Raw genomic sequence first — 19,264 nt, 5'->3', positions numbered from 1 at the left:
AAATTAATTTAATTCTTTCGTCATTTTTGCGCCACGGCTACGTAATAACTCGAGTGTCTCACGTTCTTCCGGTAAAGCCTGTGACCAATCAATGGTATCAAAATCGCAGTCGAAAAATAAATCACTAATTGAACTCAGAATGGTATTCCCCTCTTCATCTTTGGTATTAGGATCAACTTGATGATCAAGTAAGCGTTGAACTGCAGGCACACATGCAGCACTCGCAGCATCCCAAAGTGGGCCGTAACATTCCTCTGCATCCCATAAATGGAAATTAGCTTTCGCTGCAATCAGTGCATCTAGAATATCAAGATGTACTTGTAATTTCTGTTGTTTTTCTTCTGTTGAAAGCGCATTTCCTTGCTCATACGCTTCACAAATTTCTTCCCACCATTGAAATAAAGTGTCTGACCACACAGAAACCGCAGGGCCTTTCTCTCCTGCGATAAAGTTTGGATCTAAACCTTCTGCTAACAGGCGCTGTACCTGTGCTAGGTCTAATTCTTCTAAGGCCTGTAAAAACACTTGTTGATGTGCTGTTAGCATTTACTTTCTCTACTATTTATCTATAACGACATTATGCCTAATAATGCAGATCATTATTCAATTAAATAAATCAAAACTGTTCATTCAAAATTTTATTCAAAAAAAAAAGCCCCGAAGGGCTTTTTGCTATTCCACATCCACTTCATCTTCTTTCAGTTGGATGGGCGCTCCACGAGGGTTCTCTTTTTTCTCGAATACATGTTCAAGACTACGCTTTAATCGGTCAATCGCACCATGAATCGCTGTGTCGATATTATGACCTCTGTGATTGACCACAACTGGTTTTAGTCCAGCTGGGCGAGCTTCGATCATACATTGAATATCGTCTGCACCGCCTTTATGGGCATTTTCATCACTTAAATGAACCGAAAAATGGGTAATTCTTTCACTATGGCGTTGAAACTCTGTATTTAGTTCTGCACGTACATAATCAATTAATCGCTCACTGTTTTGAATATTCTTATCTGTACGGATTTCTATGTTCATAAATATCATCCTCACTCTTCTTCTGAATCATTTTTGTGCAAAACTTTTTATCTTGGCACGTTTGTAGCTTGCAATCTAATTGCATCGAACATCTTCAATTACTGTTTGGAATACGTCCCTCCACATTGAATGATGAACACTTTTTGAGTCTGCAGAACCGTGTCCTTATACTTTGAATATCGGGCCTAACTCAAAAATATGCAAGTGGTATTTTAAAAAATTAATAAAAGGATTACTCATTGTGACAAGTACTTACTTACGCGGACAGGCGCTTATTGATTCGATTCAAAATGCACCTTATTCCAGAGACTTAAGAGGTTATGGGGCGAATCCACCTCATCCTCATTGGCCTAATCAAGCGCGTATCGCAGTGCAATTTGTCTTAAATTATGAAGAAGGTGGTGAAAACCACATTGAGCACGGTGATCAAGGTTCAGAGCAATTTTTATCTGAAATCGTTGGTGCTGCCAGTTTTAATGCTAAGCATATGTCAATGGATTCTATGTATGAGTATGGGTCAAGAGTCGGTTTTTGGCGTATTCATAATGAGTTCAAGAAACGTCAATTACCCATGACTATTTTTGGTGTGGGAATGGCTTTGGCACGTCATCCAGATGTGGTCGAAGCAATTAAATCTGCGGATTACGATGTGGTATCTCATGGTCAACGTTGGTTGCATTATCAGAATATGGATATTGAGACCGAAAGGCAGCATATGGATCAAGCCATTTGTGTACTTGAAACGCTATTCGGACAAGCCCCAATCGGTTGGTACACAGGTCGAGATAGTCCCAACACACGTCAACTTTTAACTGAATTTCCTCAAATCAAATACGACTGCGATTATTACGGCGATGATTTACCTTTTTGGACACAGCTCACCCATCCCAATGGCGAGCAGCATCCGCATTTAATTATTCCTTATACCCTGGACACCAACGACATGAAGTTTAGTTCAGCAGGTGGCTTCAATCATGGTGAACAGTTTTATCAATATCTAAAGGATGCCTTTGATGTCTTGTATGCCGAAGGGGAAACTGCACCAAAAATGATGTCTATTGGGATGCACTGCCGTCTTTTAGGACGCCCAGGACGCTTCAAGGCACTACAACAGTTCTTAGACTATGTTCAATCTCATGAACATGTTTGGATTTGTCGTCGTGGAGATATTGCGCAACATTGGATCGATCATTTCGCACCATAATTTCACATTCACGAGAAAAAGAGTGCTTTATAAGGTGCTCTTTTGATCTTTTTTCAGTCACTTTTTCCACCAAATCTACGTTGGCATTGTTATTGCAATTTAAGCCTAAAGTTTCAATGTATAGGTTTGAATTGTGTTGCTTTCAGAATTTAATCAAACATCTGTTGAACATCAGAAAGCATTTTTATTGCAATGTGTTCATATCCCACGATGGGGCGAGGAAATCATTCATTACGGTCCTTTTGACACACGAGAAGGACTATTAAAGTATGCTGAACAACATGCCATTACATGGACATGGGATGAAATTTTAGCAGCCCTAAATACACACCCAAGGATTGGCGAAAGAAAAGCAAAACTTGAATTATCAGAACAAGAACAAACTTTTTCAAGGCGTGAACAAGCACGCATCACACATGATCAAGAAATTCTAGATGCGTTATATAAAGGCAACTTGGCCTATGAAAAAAAATTCGGTTTTATTTTTCTGATTAAAGCTTCTGGTTTGAATAGTGAAGAGATTCTGACAGCATTGGAATACCGCTTGCTAAACGATTTTGAGACTGAAAAAAGAATCGTCCATCGCCAACTTTTAGAAATTGCTTTACTGCGCCTCTCACAGGAAATTCAAGCATGATCAGCTCACATATTTTAGATACCCACCTTGGACGTCCTGCAAGTAATGTTGAAGTTAAGCTTTTTTCTGCATCTGGAGAGTTATTAGCGATAGCCAAAACCAATTCTGATGGACGTGTGACAGCAGCAGATTTTGGACTCGATCAAATTGATGTCGCTGAATACAGCATCGAATTTATGACACAAGCTTATTTCTCAGCGCAGAACATCCCAACTTTTTTTCCTAAAGCCGTCATTCATTTTTCAGTAAACGATGCTCACCAACATTACCACATTCCCTTGCTCATTAGCCCTTATGCCTACTCCACCTATCGTGGCAGCTGAGCACTCGCAAATTTAAAATATAGAGGGATTTATTATGACTGCACACGAACAACAACAATCACCCGAACATGAATATCTTGGTGCTGGTAAAAGTGCTGCTTATGGCTTACAACATGTTTTAACCATGTATGGTGGCATTATAGCGCCTCCTCTGATCGTGGGTACGGCTGCAGGCTTATCAGGTATGGAAATTGGGCTACTCATCGCTGCTGCTTTATTTGTCGGTGGCTTAGCGACAATTTTACAAACCATAGGCGTTAAACATATTGGCGCACAATTGCCCTTGGTTCAGGGTGTCTCTTTTGCTGGTGTAGCCACAATGGTCACAATTGTCACCACAGGTGGCGGATTACAGGCAGTCTATGGTGCCGTCATTGTGGCATCCCTTTTAGGTTTTTTCTTAGCGCCCTACTTCTCTAAAATTATTCGATTTTTCCCCCCAGTTGTTACAGGCTGTGTAATTACAATCATAGGCTTATCACTCCTGCCAGTTGCTGTGCGTTGGATGATGGGCGGCAATAAAAGTGCACCTGATTGGGGAAGTGCTGAAAATATTTGTTTAGCGTTAGCGACGCTTGCAATTGTCATAATATTGAATATGGCTGGCAGTGCCACAATTCGACGCCTTTCAATTTTACTGGCAATTATTCTTGGCACTGTCTTAGCATTTATGTTTGGCTTTGGTGATTTTAGCAAAGTTGGGGAAGGTCATTGGTTACAGGTTCCTAGCTTCTTTGCATTTGGTATGCCGACCTTTGATTTTACAGCAATACTTTCCATGATCATTGTTACCCTCGTGATTATGACTGAGACTACAGCTGATATTATTGCAGTCGGTGAAATTATCGGTACCGATGTAGATTCAAAACGTATTTCAGATGGTCTACGCGCAGATATGTTATCAAGTGCAGCAGCACCGATCTTTGGTTCATTTATGCAAAGTGCGTTTGCGCAAAACGTTGGTTTAGTTGCAATAACAGGGATTAAAAGTCGCTATGTTGTCGCTGCTGGCGGGATAATTCTGGTCGTACTTGGATTACTCCCAGTGATGGGGCGTTTTATTGCAGCGATTCCTGTGCCTGTACTTGGGGGTGCTGGCCTTGTTTTATTTGGTACAGTAGCCGCGAGTGGTATCCGTACACTGGCAAAAATTGATTATAACGATCAGAAAAACTTAATTATTGTCGCGACTTCCATTGCTGCAGGAATGGTACCCATTATTGACCATTCGTTCTATTCCGACTTCCCAAAATGGGTCCAAACCTTGTTCCATTCGGGTATTAGCTCAACCTGCTTAATGGCGATAATCCTCAATATATTATTTAATCACTTAAAATTATTTGGACCGAAAATTAGTATTAAAAGTAAACAAATAATTGATTCTCATCATTAATTTAAACCATCTTTGTATCAATGCCTGCATACGTGGGCATTAATTTTTCCTTTCATCCACTTTTGGCTTTATTTTTGCAAAAGAATCGTTATTCTGTTACCGCTTTCTCTGGGGATTCTTTTATGAAACTTAATCAAATCGCAGCACTTTGCGCATTAGCTTCTACAGCAGCGTTTACTCAAGCAAGTCCAATTGTTTGGCAAGATTTCAGCCTAACTGGTCTTTATGGCGATAACTACCTAAACCCTTTCTCTCAACAAGAAGGTGAACGCTATACCATCACTGCTGAATATGCTGCAAAGCTTAAGTACTCGGATGTTTTCTTTTTCGTCGATCAACAATGGGGCGGAAAAGATGGTGATTCAACTTATCTTGAATTAGCTCCACGATTAAGTTTAAGTGAAGTTTCTGGCCAAAAACTAAGCGTTGGTCCAATCAAAGATGTATTGATTGCAACGACTTGGGAACACAACGCTGGTTATAACAACAATACTGAGTTCAATAACTTCTTGTATGGCGTAGGCTTTGCTTTAGATATTCCTTACACGCAATATGCAAATATTAACTTCTATCGAGTTGACAATGACTTGACTGAAGATGACTACCAAATGACGATCACTTACGCTGTTCCATTCAAGCTAGGCAATGAAGAATTCTTGGCAGATGCATTCCTTGATTGGTCTACAAATGAAGGTCCTGGTCATGCGAGTGAATTGAACTGGACAAGCCAATATAAATGGAATGTTGGTAAACATATCTCTCCAAAAACCAAATTGTATGTAGGTGTTGAACACTCTGTCTGGAACAATAAATTCGGTCAAAAAGGTCAAGACCAAAACGATGTAAGTGCATTGGTTAAATATCATTTCTAATTGATATTTATAATAAAAAAGCAAGACTAGTGTCTTGCTTTTTTTATGCTCAATAATCAAAATAAAGTTATAAATACTGACGATTAGAATAAAAAATGTCTTTTAAAATTCGTTTCGCAACTGAACAGGATTTAACTCAAATCCAAGATATTTACAACGATGAAATTCTGAATGGTTTTGCAACATGGAATGAGCAAGATCAAGACATTTATTATTATCAGAATTGGTATCGTCAGCATCTAATAGATCATTTCCCTATTTTTGTGGTTGAAAACGAACTCACCCAACAAATTGCAGGTTATGCTGAATATAGTACATTTAGAGCGATCAGTGGTTTTAGACAAACTGTCGAACACTCTGTGTATATTCATCCCAATTTTACACGTTTGGGTTTAGGTAAAGCTTTACTCCAACATTTAATTCAACACGCAAGCCAACATAAAATTCATGTCATGATCGCTGCTATAGATCATGAAAATTTTGCATCCATCAAATTACATGAATACTTTGGCTTTAAACAAACAGGCTATTTACCAGAAGTCGGACAAAAATTTGGATCTTGGCGCAATCTCGTCTTATTCCAACTGAATCTAAATACTTAAAAAGGGCATTTAGCCCTTTTAGTTAAAATCTTTAATCCAAAGGATTTCCAACAATATTACTGATTATACCTTTCATAATATGAGGTCCTTGTTCTTTTCTTAAGTCCTCATACCATTCACGAGTAATCGATTCGTCTTTCATATGCGTCACATCACAACGTTTACGCGCTCTCAATACCATTTCAGCAGTGCGTTCATTACGTTTGTTTTGATAACGTCTTAACGCATCCTGAATTCCCAATGTATTAATCTGTAATGCCCGAGCCAAATAAATGGCATCTTCCATCGCTTGGCAACCGCCCTGCCCAATATCAGGTGTTGTACTATGTGCTGCATCGCCAACAATCACAACTCGCCCTTTATAGAAATCTGCAAATGGTTCTATATCATGGATTTCAACACGATTGGTTCGCTGTTCATCAATAGAATCAATCAAAGTTTGTACTGGCGGACACCAACCGTCAAAATATTGTTTCAATAATTTTTTATATTGAGTACGATCATTTTCCAAACCTAATTCAAGTGGTACATCAAAGAAGAAATAAAAACGATTACCTGCGACTGGCATTAAAGAAGCTCGCTTCCCTTCTCCCACAAAGGTGGTCCACTGATCAGCAGGTGCCAGCGACTCAGAAATTTCGACCAACCCATTCCAATTCACATAACCGGCATAACGACGCTCAACTTGCTCACCTAAAACATAGGCACGCGTGATCGAATGAGTGCCATCCGCGCCGACCAATAAATCCGTGGTGATTTCTGTTCCGTCAGCAAAATGGATTTTGACGTCATCACCTTGATCCTCAAGTCCGATCATTTTTTTTGCAAGATGAATATCTTCACGCCCAAACTCATCCATCAACATATTTTGTAATTCAGCGCGAGAAACTGGATAAGGTCGCTGCCCAACTTCTTCAATCAACGGATATAAATTAAATTGCGTCATGACATCACCCGTGAGCCCATCGACATAAGCAAGGTGATCCATTTTCCCACCAAGTTGAGCGACTTGATCCGTGAGTCCTAGATAGTTCAAACATTTCACACCATTTGACCACAATGAAATCGCAGCACCCACGGGTAAAATTTTTTCAGTTTGTTCATATATTGAAACTTGATGACCAAATTTCTTCAGCGCAATTCCGGTCGTTAATCCTGCCATTCCGGCACCAATAATGGTGATATTCATTTTTACTTCCACAATTTTTTTTGCTTTAACCCACTGCTTAAAGCGAAAAACGTGCCATTTCCACCAATAGAGCGCTACATAAGTGCAAGGTTGGCACATGCTGTGCATTCTTTTTAAAGCCCTTAAGCAGATGCGACATAACAACGCATTACGATTCTAAGAATGCATTCTTTTGATAAGAATCAAGTTTTAAAGCAATAATGGAAGATGACATGGCAACACTATTGGCACCGGAATTTGAAATCCCTACTCATTTACAGCAACTTACTAACCTTGCAGATGCCCGAATTGGTGCAAAAGTCACAACATGTTCTGATGATTTTTTTGCTGAAGCTCAACGTATGCTTCAGTTTGAGGCGCCTATCTTTGTAGAAGGTAAATTTGATGATCATGGCAAGTGGATGGATGGATGGGAAACCCGTCGTAAACGTCACAGTGGTTATGATTGGGCAATTGTTCAGTTAGGTGTTGCAGGTAAAATTAAAGCACTCGATATTGATACTACTTTTTTTAGTGGTAATTATCCCGCTTCTGCTTCAGTAGAAGGGTGTTATGCACCAAATGAAAACTTGGATGATGCTGAATGGCACCAAATTTTACCAAATAGTATATTGGGACCAAGTCAGCACCATGTCTTTGAAGTTTCAATGAATCAGATCTTTACCCATCTTCGTTTAAATATTTTTCCAGATGGGGGTATCGCACGATTCCGCGTATATGGTGAAGTCAGCGTTAAAATCCAAGATCAAAGCCAAACCCTCGACCTGCTTGCACTTGAAAATGGTGGACGTGTTATTGCCTATAGTGATGCACACTTCGGACATCCACGTAATCTGATCAATCCAGGACGTGGGATTAATATGGGTGATGGTTGGGAAACCGCACGCCGTCGTGCACCCGGTTTCGACTGGTGTATTTTAGCTTTAGGGCAAGCTGGTCACATTGAAAAGATCGAGATTGATACAGCCCACTTTAAAGGAAATTATCCTGCTGAAGTGTCCATTCAAGCCATTTATATAGAAGATGCAACGGATCCTCAATTGATTCCCCAAAGTATGTTTTGGCCTTTTATACTCGCACCTCAACCAATGCAAATGGATCACATTCATAACTTTGTAAATGAAGTATTGGGACACGAAAAAATTTCTCATATTCGGGTGAATATGATTCCTGATGGAGGGATTAGCCGTATACGCCTCTGGGGTAAAGTAAATCCTTAGTTGAGCATTTGTTACTTTTAAAGTGATCTTATTTTGACTGCATTTTCGACTCAATTCTAAATTGAAAATGCAGTATCTTTTTAGCGAATTTTTATGATGCATACCATTACCCTACAACCTTTAACCTCCGAAAATTTTGCACCTTTTGGTGACGTCATTGCTTGCCAAGGAAATGATTATTTTCATATTAACGATGCGCATACAGAGCGCTATCATGCTTTAGTGACCACTGAAATTATTGGCGATGCCAAAGCCGGGATTAGTATTTTTCGAAATATTCAAAGTACCAATATTCCGTTTAAAATTTCGATGCTTGAACGTCATCCTCATGGATCACAAGCTTTTATCCCGATGCAGGGACAAAAGTTTTTAATAGTGGTTGCACCAGTCTTAAATGCGAATCAGCCCGATATTTCAAACCTACAAGCTTTTATAACTAATGGCTCTCAAGGTGTAAACTATCGTACGGGGACTTGGCATCATCCACTTTTAACATTGGAAAGCCCGAGCGATTTTGCGGTGGTGGATCGGATTGGCAGTGGATCTAATTGTGACGTGTTTAAGTTTGATCAAATTGAAATATCACATTGAATCTGGTGCTTATGCATCTCAGTTATGCAGATCATGAGACCATCTAATTTTATGTCCATCTTTGACTATTATTTTACAACCAGGTAATCATTGTCATTCACCGATGTCGCATATTCTTCCATTCTTGAAATTAGTCCATTTTCAATGGTGTACTCTTGTACCCATTTTTGCTCAAATTCACCATCTTGACCATCAATCGTAAATTTTTCGCGTCCAAAAACCACCACTTTGTTACCTTCTTTGACCATACGTAAAATATCAAAGTATGCGACATGCATGGTTGTGAAATTGGTATTGAAGAACTGTTCTACACCCGTTTTTCCTTCAAATCGAATTGAAGGCAGTTTTTGTGAGCCATGGTGAATCCATACCGTATCCTCAGTTACTGTTGCAACAGCAGCCTGTAAATCTTGAGACCTAAATGCCTCAAACATTTGGTCTATGATTTGAAGTGAATTGATCATACTCATTTTATTTACTCTTTTTATCTTAGGATAAAAAGAGGTTAATGAAGGGAGAGTGAAAGATCACTATCAGCTGGTATAGCGATTTAAAGATTTTGCTAGAAACGATGAGTTCTATACGACTGCTTGATTTTGACAAGCTGACATCACATGTAACACCGCAGCAGTTCTCGTTTCCACAAACAGCTTCTCAAAAACATGCTCTAAATGTTTATTGACGGTGCGTGGACTCAACTCCAAAATTTCTGCAATATCTCGGTTGGTTTTGCCAAGCGTTACCCAATGCATAACTTCAGCCTCACGTGGTGTTAAATTCGGACAAGCTTGAGCGATCTCTTCAACACTTGGCATGTGTGTTTGCTCTTTGAGCTGAACCAAAACATGTTTAGGTAATTGTCCTTCTTTCAACTTGGTTAATAAATTTAATTGTAATTGCTGATGCCCATGACCATATTGACCATGTAGCATTTCTTCTTGATTCGATTGCTGGAAAAGTGCTTTTAACCACTGATTTATACTCTTTCTAAAATGAGCAATATCAATTCCATGTTGCGTTAATAAACCTTGCACTACAGGTGTCTGCCAAATAATTTCCCCATCCATATTCATCGACAAAATTGCACTGCCTGTTGCATCGAGCATTTGTTTCTGTTGGTGCATTAAACGGGCTTGCAGTAAATGCGTTTTGACACGTGCTTGTACTTCATCGATATTCAGTGGCTTTGTCACATAATCTACACCCCCAACTTGAAAGCCTTTTACAATATGTTCGGTTTCCGTCAAACCCGTCATAAATATGACAGGGATGTGCTCAGTCATTGGACTCGCTTTAAGCTGGATACAGGTTTCAAAACCATCAATCTCAGGCATACTCCCATCCAATAAAATCATATCTGGCTGTGAACGGTGCGCAATTTCAATAGCAGTAAAACCATTGGTGGCAACTAAGACCTGATAGCCGGCTTGATCAAGACTCTCATGTAATAAACTTAGATTTTCAGGAATATCATCCACAATTAAGATACTTTCTAACATAGCTTAACTCCCTTCCAAATCAGATCTGATATCAGATAGGTGCTCGTGTAATCGTTGTAATGCACGTTGGGTATCGAAGCGTTGAATATCAAATTCTATGTGCTGCCATATAGAAGGATCACAGACATTGAGTTTCTTGCAAATTTCGAGCATCTCTTTGGCTCCACGGATATAACCAATACTCAAATAATCTTCTAGTTTGATTAGCGCTTGTTCTGGTGCTTCATCATTCTCATCAATCACGCTGACAGATAAAGCGTTGCCATCATGGTGTAAGGGTTCAACCTGTTTTTGAGGTTCTTCTGCGGCTTGATTCGGCTCATTCTGATGAAGCCAGTTTAAGCCTAATTTATCTCCAATCTTGTTCAGTAGCAGATTTAAGTCCACGGGTTTGACCAGAAAGTCTTCATTCAATACATCGGTTTCAGGATTCTGCATTCGTTCATTGGCATCTGCGGAAATAATGATGATGGGAACATTGGTCATTTTATTATTTCTCAATAATTTCGCAGTTTCCCACCCTCCCATCAAAGGCATACTCAAATCCATCAAAATTAAATCTGGTCGAAATTCAGGGACTTTTCTTAGACATTGCAATCCCGATTCTGCTTCTTCAAGAATAAAGCCGAGAGGTTTAAGGAAATTTAAAACTAGTCCACGATCAGTTGCTTCATTGTCTACGACCAATATTTTACGGCGATGTCCCGTATAGCCAGATACTGTATTCGATGCGACATCAGCAATGGGATGAATGACCGACTTTGAAGGTAAATATAGTTTTATTTTAAAAATTGAACCGTTTTTTAACGTACTGCTTACCTTTAACTCCCCACCGAGAATATCCACCAATAGTTTAACAATTGGTAAACCCAAACCTGTTCCAGCAAAGCTACCTTGTACGACATTTTGTCCGCGCTCAAAAGGCTGGAATATTCGCTCTAGATCTGCTTGAGCAATCCCGCATCCCGTATCATGAATTTCAAAATATGCCGTCTGAAAGCGATAATCTACTCGAAATTTCACCTCTCCTTCGAGCGTAAATTTCAAAGCATTTCCCATTAAATTGATAAGGATCTGTTCAAGTCTTTTTTTATCTATACGTACGTATTGTGGTATTTTTTCACTAATTTCGACCGTAAATTTCAGTTGTTTCTGTTGGAATTGTGGCTCAAACATATTCACGATTTGTTGGAGAAACTTCGGAAATTCAATATTCGACATTTCTAAAGAAATTTTACCTGTTTCAATCCTTGCAAGATCAAGTAAACCATCAATCAAGGACGTTAAATGCTGCCCACTACGACGAATCACACCCAGCGCAGCTTTTCCTTGTTCAGAGAGTTGTTCTTGTTTATTGAGTAACTGGCTATATCCTAAAATACTATTTAGAGGTGTTCTCAGTTCATGACTAATTCCAACAACATAACGACTTTTGGCCTCATTGGCTTTTTCAGCTTGAGTTCGTGCATCTTGTAATTGCCGATCTGTAATTTTATGCGCTTCAATTTCGTCCATGAGCAGTTGTGTTTGCATATTACTTTCAAGCTGAGCTTGTCGGCGACTTTCATCATTGAGTACCAACCACCATGCTGCAACACATAACAGTAAAAATAATACGGCATAAATTTTCACAAATAGCATCAGCAACTCATGCTGTTGAGTTGATCCAAATACTGTGCCGAATTTACTCAGTTCTTGTAAATAAACCAGACTTAAACTGACTGCCAAAACCACACTCAGAACAAAGATCATCAAAATATAAAGACTCAATCTAGTATTGATGTATCTCAACCATTGGCGCGGTAGAAACCAAACTGCAAAATGCTTAAGTTGTGCAGACCACCGTGCATGAGGCTTACATAAATCATGGCAACGAGCTTCTAAGGTACAGCATAAAGAACAAATCATATTGTTATAAGCAGGACAAGTCGCCATGTCAGCCATTTCATAATCATGCTCACAAACCACACATCGTTGTGTCTCTATTGGTTTTAATGATTTATCTTCATGACGTGCGATGTAGTATTTGCCACGAGTAAAATAAGCAAGCATTGGGACACAGACGATAGCTGAACCTAAAGCAATAAATCCTGCTAAGGATTTTGCGATATCACCAAATAATCCCCAGTAGCATAAAATCGACAATAAGGATGCAATACATAAACTGCCAACACCGACTGGATTAATGTCATAGAGGTAAGCACGCCTAAATTCAATTCCTTTCGGGCTCAGCCCCAATGGCTTACAAATGACGAGATCAGCAACGATGGCACCCACCCATGCCAAAGCCACATTACTATAAAGCCCCAATACACGCTCCACCGCATGGATGACGCCTAGTTCCATCAACAATAGCGCAATAAAAATATTGAACACTAACCAAACCACACGTCCGGGATGACTGTGCGTTAAGCGTGCAAAGAAATTAGACCATGCCAATGAGCCAGCATAAGCGTTGGTTACATTGATCTTTAACTGTGCGATACACACAAACATGACTGTAAGAAATAATGCAGCAGCAGGATGCTCAATCACTTGTTGGTAGGCGATCCAATATAGATAATTCGGATTGCTTAATTCATGATTCGGCACCATAAATTTAAGGGCGAGTACCATTAAAATCATGCCCATAAAAATTTTAATGAATCCCACCAATATCCATGCAGGACCGCCTAAAAATACCGCCCAATTCCATTTGTTTTGAGCATGTTTTTTGTCTGGCAAAAATCTTAAATAATCAGCTTGTTCACCAATCTGCGTAATCAGCGCAAACAAAACAGTGCAAGATGCGCCAAAAAAAGCCAAATTGAATCCTGCACTTTGACTTTGCGCGCCTTCTATTAGGGCAACTTCTGAGAGCAGAGTCGGGTGCTTCACCAAAACAAAGCACCATGGTAGTAATAATAAAAAAATCCATAATGGTTGGGTAAACGCTTGTACTTTATTAATAAACCCTATGCCTTTGATTACTAGGGGCAGAATAATAAGCGCAGAAATTAAATAACCTAGACTCAGCGGCACACCTAAACCAAGCTCAAGCGCCAAAGCCATGATAGCGGCTTCAAAAGCAAAGAAGATGAAAGTAAAACTGGCGTAAATGACTGAAGTTATAGATGAGCCGATATAGCCAAAGCCTGCGCCCCGCGTAAGTAGGTCAATATCAACATTGTATTTGGCCGCGTAATATCCAATAGGCCAACTGGTCAAAAAGATAATGATTGAAACGACCACTAAGGCCCAGAATGCATTGCTAAAGCCGTATTGCCATAACATGGTTGCACCAAGCGCTTCCATCGCTAGAAAACTGACTGCTGCAAGCGCTGTATTGGTCACCGTCCAAAGGGACCACCGTCTTACTGACCTCGGTGCGTAGCGTAGTGCATAGTCTTCAATACTCTCATCAACCACCCAAGTATTGTATTTACGGCGTGTATGAATCACCCGTTGCGGTGCTTGAGGAGTATTGCTAGATGAAACCATAAAGCTAGGCAATTTAAATAGACCCTTACAGTTAGCAAAATCTATGCCCAGCTTAACTTTCATCAAAAATCATTTTGAGGAACATCGATATACGTAAAGTGACGTATATGCTCATTTTTTAACACCCCTTAGGCTTAAGTCCATAGCAAGCGCAAACAATAAATCGCGCAATGGCCTTATCCACTTCATCAGGGGAACACCAATGACCTTAAAATCTAAAGTTAAAACATCTGGCTTACTCGCAGGACTACTCGCTGTTCCTTTTTTACTGGCACCTGTCTTGACCACTGCGAGTGCTCCAGCGACAGCAAAAGTAAATACAACCAAACTTAACGTAAATGATAAATTCGTCTATGTCGGTCAGCTTCATTCAGCGACGGGAACGATGGCAATCTCTGAAACAGGAGCCATCCAAGCAGAACGTTTAGCCATTGAGCAGATCAACAAACAAGGTGGTGTATTAGGTCGTCAGATTAAAATTGTTCAAGAAGATGGTGCATCTGACTGGCCAACTTTCGCTGAGAAAGCCCGAAAATTAACTGAAAAGGATCGTGTTGCAGCAATTTTTGGTTGCTGGACTTCAGCTTCTCGTAAAGCCGTATTACCTATTATTGAACGAAATAATTCGCTTCTGTATTACCCAACATTCTATGAAGGTCTAGAACAATCTAAAAATGTGATTTATACCGGTCAAGAAGCTACGCAACAGGTGCTTGAGTCTCTGAATTGGCTTGCACGTGAGAAAAAAGCCAAAACATTCTATTTAATCGGTTCTGACTATATTTGGCCACGTACCACCATGAAAATTGCCCGTACACACATTGAAAAAGTGTTGAAAGGTAAAGTCGTCGGTGAAGAATACTACCCGCTTGGACATACGCAATTTGGTTCTTTAATTAACAAAACCAAACTTCGTAAACCAGATGCAATTGTCGCTGCCGTGGTGGGTGGATCAAACGTTTCATTCTATAAGCAAATGAAAGCTGCAGGCGTGACTGGCGATAAGCAAACACTGCTCACCTTCTCTGTGACAGAAGATGAATTACTGGGGATTGGTGGCGAAAATATGAAGGGCTTCTACTCTTCAATGAAATATTTCCAAAGTCTAAATAATTCAAGTAACGCAGCTTTCGTAAAAGCATTTAAAGCGAAATATGGTCCTAAAGCAGTAATTGGTGATGTGACTCAAGCCGCTTATCTTGGTCCATGGCTATGGAAAGCCGCAGTTGAAAAAGCTGGTAGTTTTGATGTTGCCAAAGTTACCAAAGCCTCTCCAGGCATCGAAATGAAAAATGCGCCTGAAGGTTACGTGAAAATTGATGCCAATCATCATTTATGGAGCAAATCACGTATTGCACAAGTGCAAACCAATGGTCAATTCAAAGTGGTCTACGAATCAAAAGGTTTAATCAAGCCTAATCCATTCCCTAAAGGCTACTAATCGACAGCACATGATCAGGAGAGCCCTCTCCTGATCTTTTCATTTCAAACCTATTATTTAAAGCTTGGAGGATGAGGCGATGGATTTATCTTTAGCTGACTTCGGTGCAATATTTGCGATGCAAGGCTTTAATGGTCTTTCTGTTTTCTGTGTGCTGTTGTTAATGGCACTGGGCCTTGCAATTATTTTTGGGCAAATGGGTGTCATCAATATGGCACATGGTGAATTCCTCACAATAGGCGCGTATACCACATTTGTCATTTCAACCCTGACTGAAAGCTATTTTCCTCAATTGCTTCCCTATTATTTTATTGTAGCGATTGTGGCAGCTTTTCTGACAGCAGGCATTATCGGCTATATGGTCGAACGGCTCATGATTAGTCGGCTTTATCAACGGCCACTCGATACTTTGCTTGCAACTTGGGGCTTGAGCTTAATCATGCAACAAGTGTTTCGCTCTACATTTGGTCCCAAAGAAGTGAGTCCAACACTACCTGATTGGCTTATGGGCTCTTATCAACCGACAGAGACGATTGATATTCCTATTAATGGCTTATTCCTTGTCGGTGTCACACTCACCGTGACCGCTTTCGTCTATTTCCTCATCTATCGTTCTCGCTGGGGCTTACAGCTTCGTGCGACAAACCAAAACCGTTTCATGAGTGGTGCCGTTGGTATTAATACAAAGCGTGTGGACAGTCTAACATTCGCATTAGGTTGTGGTTTGGCCGGTATTGCTGGTGCGGCGTTTACGACAATTGGCTCAACTGGTCCAACTGCAGGCTCTCTCTATATCGTAGACACGTTCTTGGTTGTGGTGTTTGGTGGAGCTGCAAGTCTATTAGGCACTATCGCTTCGGCTTTCAGTATTGCACAAGCCCAATCAATCTTAGAGTTCTTCCTGTCAGGCTCTGTTGCCAAAGTCATTACCTTAGCGACGGTCATCATCATTTTGATGTTACGTCCTCAAGGTTTGTTCTCAATCAAAGTTCGTAAATAGGTATTCAGGAGAGATTGATATGAGTAATCCAATGAATGCCTTGTTAGGCGGTAAAGAAGGTGCGATTGGACTGGCTATATTGGCAGTACTGATCCTATTTGTAATGCCCATGTTTTTAGATGTTTTCCGTCTCAATTTAATGGGTAAATATCTTACGTTTGCCTTTGTCGCGATTGGTTTAGTGCTGTGCTGGGGTTACGGCGGCATTTTGAGTTTAGGTCAGGGTATTTTCTTTGGGATCGGTGGCTACTGTATGGCTATGTTCCTCAAACTCGAAGCTTCTGACATGCAATCCACAGCAGCTCAAACCACACCCGGTATTCCTGATTTTATGGACTGGAACCAAATTACCAGTTTACCAATGTTCTGGGAACCGTTCCATAGTTTCACATTTACCCTATTCGCGATTGTAATTATTCCAATTTTATTGGCTTTTATTATTGGTTTTGCAATGTTTACTCGTCGTGTAGGAGACGTGTATTTCTCTATCATCATGCAAGCGATTGTGGCGATTTTGACAATTTTGATTATTGGTCAACAAGGCTTTACTGGCGGTATTAACGGTATTACTGATCTCAAGACATTACATGGCTGGGACATCCGTACGGATGAAGCAAAGTACGTTTTGTATTACATCAATGCATTGTTACTCATCGCAGTCATCATGATCAGTCGCTTTGTTCTCAGCTCAAAGTTAGGTCGCTTACTTTCTGCAATGCGTGAAAAAGAAGAACGTGTACGTTTTTCTGGCTATGACGTTTCAATGTACAAAGTCTTTATCTTCTGCTTTGCGGCAGTCGTTTCTTCCGTCGGTGGGGCAATGTTTACGCTGCAAGTCGGCTTCATGTCTCCAACGATTATTGGCATCGTCCCATCTATTGAAATGGTGATCTTGGCTGCAGTAGGCGGACGTTTATCACTGATTGGAGCTGTATATGGTGCAGTTTTAGTTAACCTTGGTAAAACTTACTTCTCTGAAGCATTCCCTGAAGTATGGTTGTACTTCCTTGGTGCATTGTTCATAGGCGTTGTGATGTTCTTACCGAATGGTTTAGCAGGCCTATATGAAAAATATGTTCGCCGACTTATCTTCAAAGATAAAAAAACAACGGCTTCGCCTATCCCCCATCAACCCACGGAGTCCAAAAAAAATAGCAATATTGAAGTAGAAGGAGGTGTGAAATGAGTAAAGTCGGCGTAGAAATGGCAAAACCTGTACTTGTAATTGAAGATCTCACAGTCTCGTTTGACGGCTTTAAAGCCGTCAGCGATCTCAACTTCTATCTCGATAAAAACGAAGTTCACGTGGTGATCGGCCCTAATGGTGCAGGTAAAACAACAGTGTTAGATTTGATTTGCGGTAAAACTAAAGCAACTTCTGGCACGATCAAATTTAATGATATTGAACTGACTAAGCTCAAAGAGTTCGAAATCGTTCGTAAAGGTGTCGGTCGTAAATTTCAAAATCCCAATATTTACGAAAACCTTTCAGTCTATGACAACCTCGAAATGTCTTTCCCACGTGGTCGTAATGTGTTTGGGGCTTTGTTCTTTAAGCGAACCAAAGATGTCGAAGAGCGTATCCAAGAAGTCGCTTCAAAAATTTTCCTCACTGATTTATTACACACCTCCGCAGGCCTATTGTCTCATGGACAAAAACAATGGCTTGAAATAGGGATGTTGCTTATGCAAGACCCCAAGTTGTTAATGCTGGATGAACCTGTGGCAGGCATGAGTGTTTCTGAGCGCGAACAGACAGCACAACTGCTTCGTGAAATCAGTAAAGGACGCTCAGTCCTCGTGATTGAGCACGATATGGAGTTTGTAAAAACCATTGCAGATAAAGTGACAGTATTGCACCAAGGGAAAATCCTCGCAGCAGGAAAAATGGATGATGTGCAAAGTGATCCAAAAGTCATTGAAGTCTATCTCGGACACTAAGGAGGCCTTATGAGCGGATTATTAGAAATTAGTTCTTTGTGTTCAGGTTATAAACAAAGCCAAGTCATTCATGATCTAGAACTTAAAATTCAACCCAAAGAAATTGTGGCGATTATGGGTCGAAATGGGATGGGAAAAACCACACTGTTTAAAACCCTTATCGGTGATATTAAAAATACTCAAGGCGAAATCAAGCTCGATGGTAAAAACTTAGAAAAGCTTGACCCGTATCAACGTGTGAAAAATGGTGTTGCTTATGTTCCTCAAGGTCGTATGATTTTCTCAACCATGTCTGTTCTAGAGAATATTCAAACAGGTCTCCCTGCGACTGCCCATGGCAAAGTACCTGACGATCTGTATGAGCTTTTCCCTGTACTTTGGGATATGCGTAAACGCAAAGGGGGAAATTTATCTGGTGGACAACAGCAACAATTGGCAATTGCACGTGCACTCGCCACCAATCCCAAAGTATTGCTGCTCGATGAACCTACCGAGGGAATCCAGCCCTCGATTATTAAAGATATTGCGAAAACGCTAAAAGAAATTCGCGATCAACGAGACCTCACTATCGTGGTCTCCGAGCAAGTACTGAGCTTTACTATGGCGATGGCAGATCGCTTCTTGGTCATCGATAAAGGCCGTTTTGCTTATGAAGATGTCAGAGCGAATGTCGATGAAGCGACCATTAGCAAATATCTTTCAGTTTAAAGCACGTCATCTCATCAATTCTTAATTTGGCATCTCCCTCGATTTTTCGGGGGATTTTTTTTGACCATTTGTTGGAGTGGTATTGTTATTTCGATCTAAAGACTCATTCAAAATATCGCTTCATATACGCAA

19 protein-coding genes are annotated in these 19,264 nt (G+C 40.3%); 13 read left to right on the top strand and 6 right to left on the bottom strand.

Translation table 11 applies throughout. The features are described from left to right. Nucleotides 1-3: 3 nt before the first annotated feature. Together AC1M85_RS00695 and AC1M85_RS00690 are read right to left on the bottom strand one after the other, a co-directional pair. Nucleotides 4-546 (bottom strand): ankyrin repeat domain-containing protein, encoded by a 543-nt coding sequence (locus tag AC1M85_RS00695; RefSeq protein ID WP_035264700.1) that lies wholly within the window; start codon nucleotides 544-546, stop codon nucleotides 4-6. 126 nt (nucleotides 547-672) lie between these two features. Then, nucleotides 673-1,032, bottom strand: a complete 360-nt coding sequence (locus tag AC1M85_RS00690; protein ID WP_035264715.1) for an HPF/RaiA family ribosome-associated protein — start codon at nucleotides 1,030-1,032, stop codon at nucleotides 673-675. Nucleotides 1,033-1,273: 241 nt separating this feature from the next. Between AC1M85_RS00690 and puuE the strand changes: the two genes are divergently transcribed. The 6 genes from puuE (at nucleotide 1,274) to AC1M85_RS00660 (ending at nucleotide 6,063) form a co-directional block, all read left to right on the top strand. Further along, nucleotides 1,274-2,236, top strand: a complete 963-nt coding sequence (gene puuE, locus AC1M85_RS00685; protein WP_035264719.1) for an allantoinase PuuE — start codon at nucleotides 1,274-1,276, stop codon at nucleotides 2,234-2,236. A 133-nt stretch (nucleotides 2,237-2,369) separates the two neighbouring features. Further along, a complete protein-coding gene (gene uraD / locus AC1M85_RS00680; RefSeq protein WP_180028400.1) occupies nucleotides 2,370-2,873 on the top strand; it encodes a 2-oxo-4-hydroxy-4-carboxy-5-ureidoimidazoline decarboxylase in 504 nt (167 codons plus the stop codon). Continuing rightward, a complete protein-coding gene (gene uraH / locus AC1M85_RS00675; protein WP_035264724.1) occupies nucleotides 2,870-3,196 on the top strand; it encodes a hydroxyisourate hydrolase in 327 nt (108 codons plus the stop codon). The genes uraD and uraH overlap by 4 nt, the downstream gene beginning before the upstream one ends. A 34-nt stretch (nucleotides 3,197-3,230) precedes the next feature. Next, a complete protein-coding gene (locus AC1M85_RS00670; RefSeq protein ID WP_488213366.1) occupies nucleotides 3,231-4,589 on the top strand; it encodes a nucleobase:cation symporter-2 family protein in 1,359 nt (452 codons plus the stop codon). Between the two features lie 122 nt (nucleotides 4,590-4,711). Next, on the top strand, nucleotides 4,712-5,461 hold the full coding sequence (locus AC1M85_RS00665) for an outer membrane protein OmpK (RefSeq protein WP_092766621.1): 750 nt from the start codon (nucleotides 4,712-4,714) through the stop codon (nucleotides 5,459-5,461). A gap of 95 nt (nucleotides 5,462-5,556) precedes the next feature. Continuing rightward, nucleotides 5,557-6,063 (top strand): GNAT family N-acetyltransferase, encoded by a 507-nt coding sequence (locus tag AC1M85_RS00660; protein ID WP_179999697.1) that lies wholly within the window; start codon nucleotides 5,557-5,559, stop codon nucleotides 6,061-6,063. A 31-nt stretch (nucleotides 6,064-6,094) separates the two neighbouring features. Here AC1M85_RS00660 and hpxO read toward each other — a convergent pair whose 3' ends face one another. After that, nucleotides 6,095-7,252 carry an FAD-dependent urate hydroxylase HpxO gene (hpxO, locus tag AC1M85_RS00655; protein WP_180028398.1) on the bottom strand — a complete coding sequence of 386 codons (1,158 nt, stop codon included), beginning with the start codon at nucleotides 7,250-7,252 and terminating at the stop codon, nucleotides 6,095-6,097. Between the two features lie 212 nt (nucleotides 7,253-7,464). Here hpxO and alc point away from each other — a divergent pair, with 212 nt between their 5' ends. Next, nucleotides 7,465-8,472: an allantoicase gene (gene alc, locus AC1M85_RS00650; protein WP_488213365.1), complete on the top strand. Its 1,008-nt coding sequence runs from the start codon at nucleotides 7,465-7,467 to the stop codon at nucleotides 8,470-8,472. Nucleotides 8,473-8,565: 93 nt separating this feature from the next. Further along, on the top strand, nucleotides 8,566-9,063 hold the full coding sequence (locus tag AC1M85_RS00645) for an ureidoglycolate lyase (protein ID WP_035264735.1): 498 nt from the start codon (nucleotides 8,566-8,568) through the stop codon (nucleotides 9,061-9,063). 68 nt (nucleotides 9,064-9,131) lie between these two features. Here the strand turns inward: AC1M85_RS00645 and AC1M85_RS00640 are convergent, their stop codons facing one another. The 3 genes from AC1M85_RS00640 to AC1M85_RS00630 all read right to left on the bottom strand — a co-directional run bounded on the left by AC1M85_RS00640 (nucleotide 9,132) and on the right by AC1M85_RS00630 (nucleotide 14,042). Then, nucleotides 9,132-9,533: a nuclear transport factor 2 family protein gene (locus AC1M85_RS00640; protein ID WP_218945362.1), complete on the bottom strand. Its 402-nt coding sequence runs from the start codon at nucleotides 9,531-9,533 to the stop codon at nucleotides 9,132-9,134. Between the two features lie 108 nt (nucleotides 9,534-9,641). Then, a complete protein-coding gene (locus tag AC1M85_RS00635) occupies nucleotides 9,642-10,562 on the bottom strand; it encodes a response regulator transcription factor (RefSeq protein WP_035264738.1) in 921 nt (306 codons plus the stop codon). Between the two features lie 3 nt (nucleotides 10,563-10,565). Continuing rightward, entirely contained in the window at nucleotides 10,566-14,042 is a 3,477-nt protein-coding gene (locus tag AC1M85_RS00630) for a hybrid sensor histidine kinase/response regulator (RefSeq protein ID WP_488213839.1), read from the bottom strand. A 202-nt stretch (nucleotides 14,043-14,244) separates the two neighbouring features. Between AC1M85_RS00630 and urtA the strand changes: the two genes are divergently transcribed. From urtA to urtE, 5 genes are all read left to right on the top strand, one after another. Then, a complete protein-coding gene (gene urtA / locus AC1M85_RS00625) occupies nucleotides 14,245-15,483 on the top strand; it encodes an urea ABC transporter substrate-binding protein (protein ID WP_035264741.1) in 1,239 nt (412 codons plus the stop codon). A gap of 79 nt (nucleotides 15,484-15,562) precedes the next feature. Further along, nucleotides 15,563-16,483: an urea ABC transporter permease subunit UrtB gene (gene urtB, locus AC1M85_RS00620; RefSeq protein WP_035264743.1), complete on the top strand. Its 921-nt coding sequence runs from the start codon at nucleotides 15,563-15,565 to the stop codon at nucleotides 16,481-16,483. Between the two features lie 19 nt (nucleotides 16,484-16,502). Next, nucleotides 16,503-17,669: an urea ABC transporter permease subunit UrtC gene (gene urtC, locus AC1M85_RS00615; protein WP_488213364.1), complete on the top strand. Its 1,167-nt coding sequence runs from the start codon at nucleotides 16,503-16,505 to the stop codon at nucleotides 17,667-17,669. Then, nucleotides 17,666-18,424 carry an urea ABC transporter ATP-binding protein UrtD gene (urtD, locus tag AC1M85_RS00610; RefSeq protein WP_488213363.1) on the top strand — a complete coding sequence of 253 codons (759 nt, stop codon included), beginning with the start codon at nucleotides 17,666-17,668 and terminating at the stop codon, nucleotides 18,422-18,424. Before urtC ends, urtD begins: the two co-directional genes overlap by 4 nt. 9 nt (nucleotides 18,425-18,433) lie before the next feature. Further along, the gene (gene urtE / locus AC1M85_RS00605) at nucleotides 18,434-19,132 is read left to right on the top strand and encodes an urea ABC transporter ATP-binding subunit UrtE (RefSeq protein ID WP_488213362.1); all 699 of its coding nucleotides are present in this window, start codon (nucleotides 18,434-18,436) and stop codon (nucleotides 19,130-19,132) included. The last annotated feature ends 132 nt before the right edge of the window (nucleotides 19,133-19,264 follow it).

Source organism: Acinetobacter sp. 24-47-64, assembly GCF_057737055.1.
Note: the sequence above shows the minus strand (reverse complement) of the source record. Positions and strands in the feature narration are given on the sequence as shown.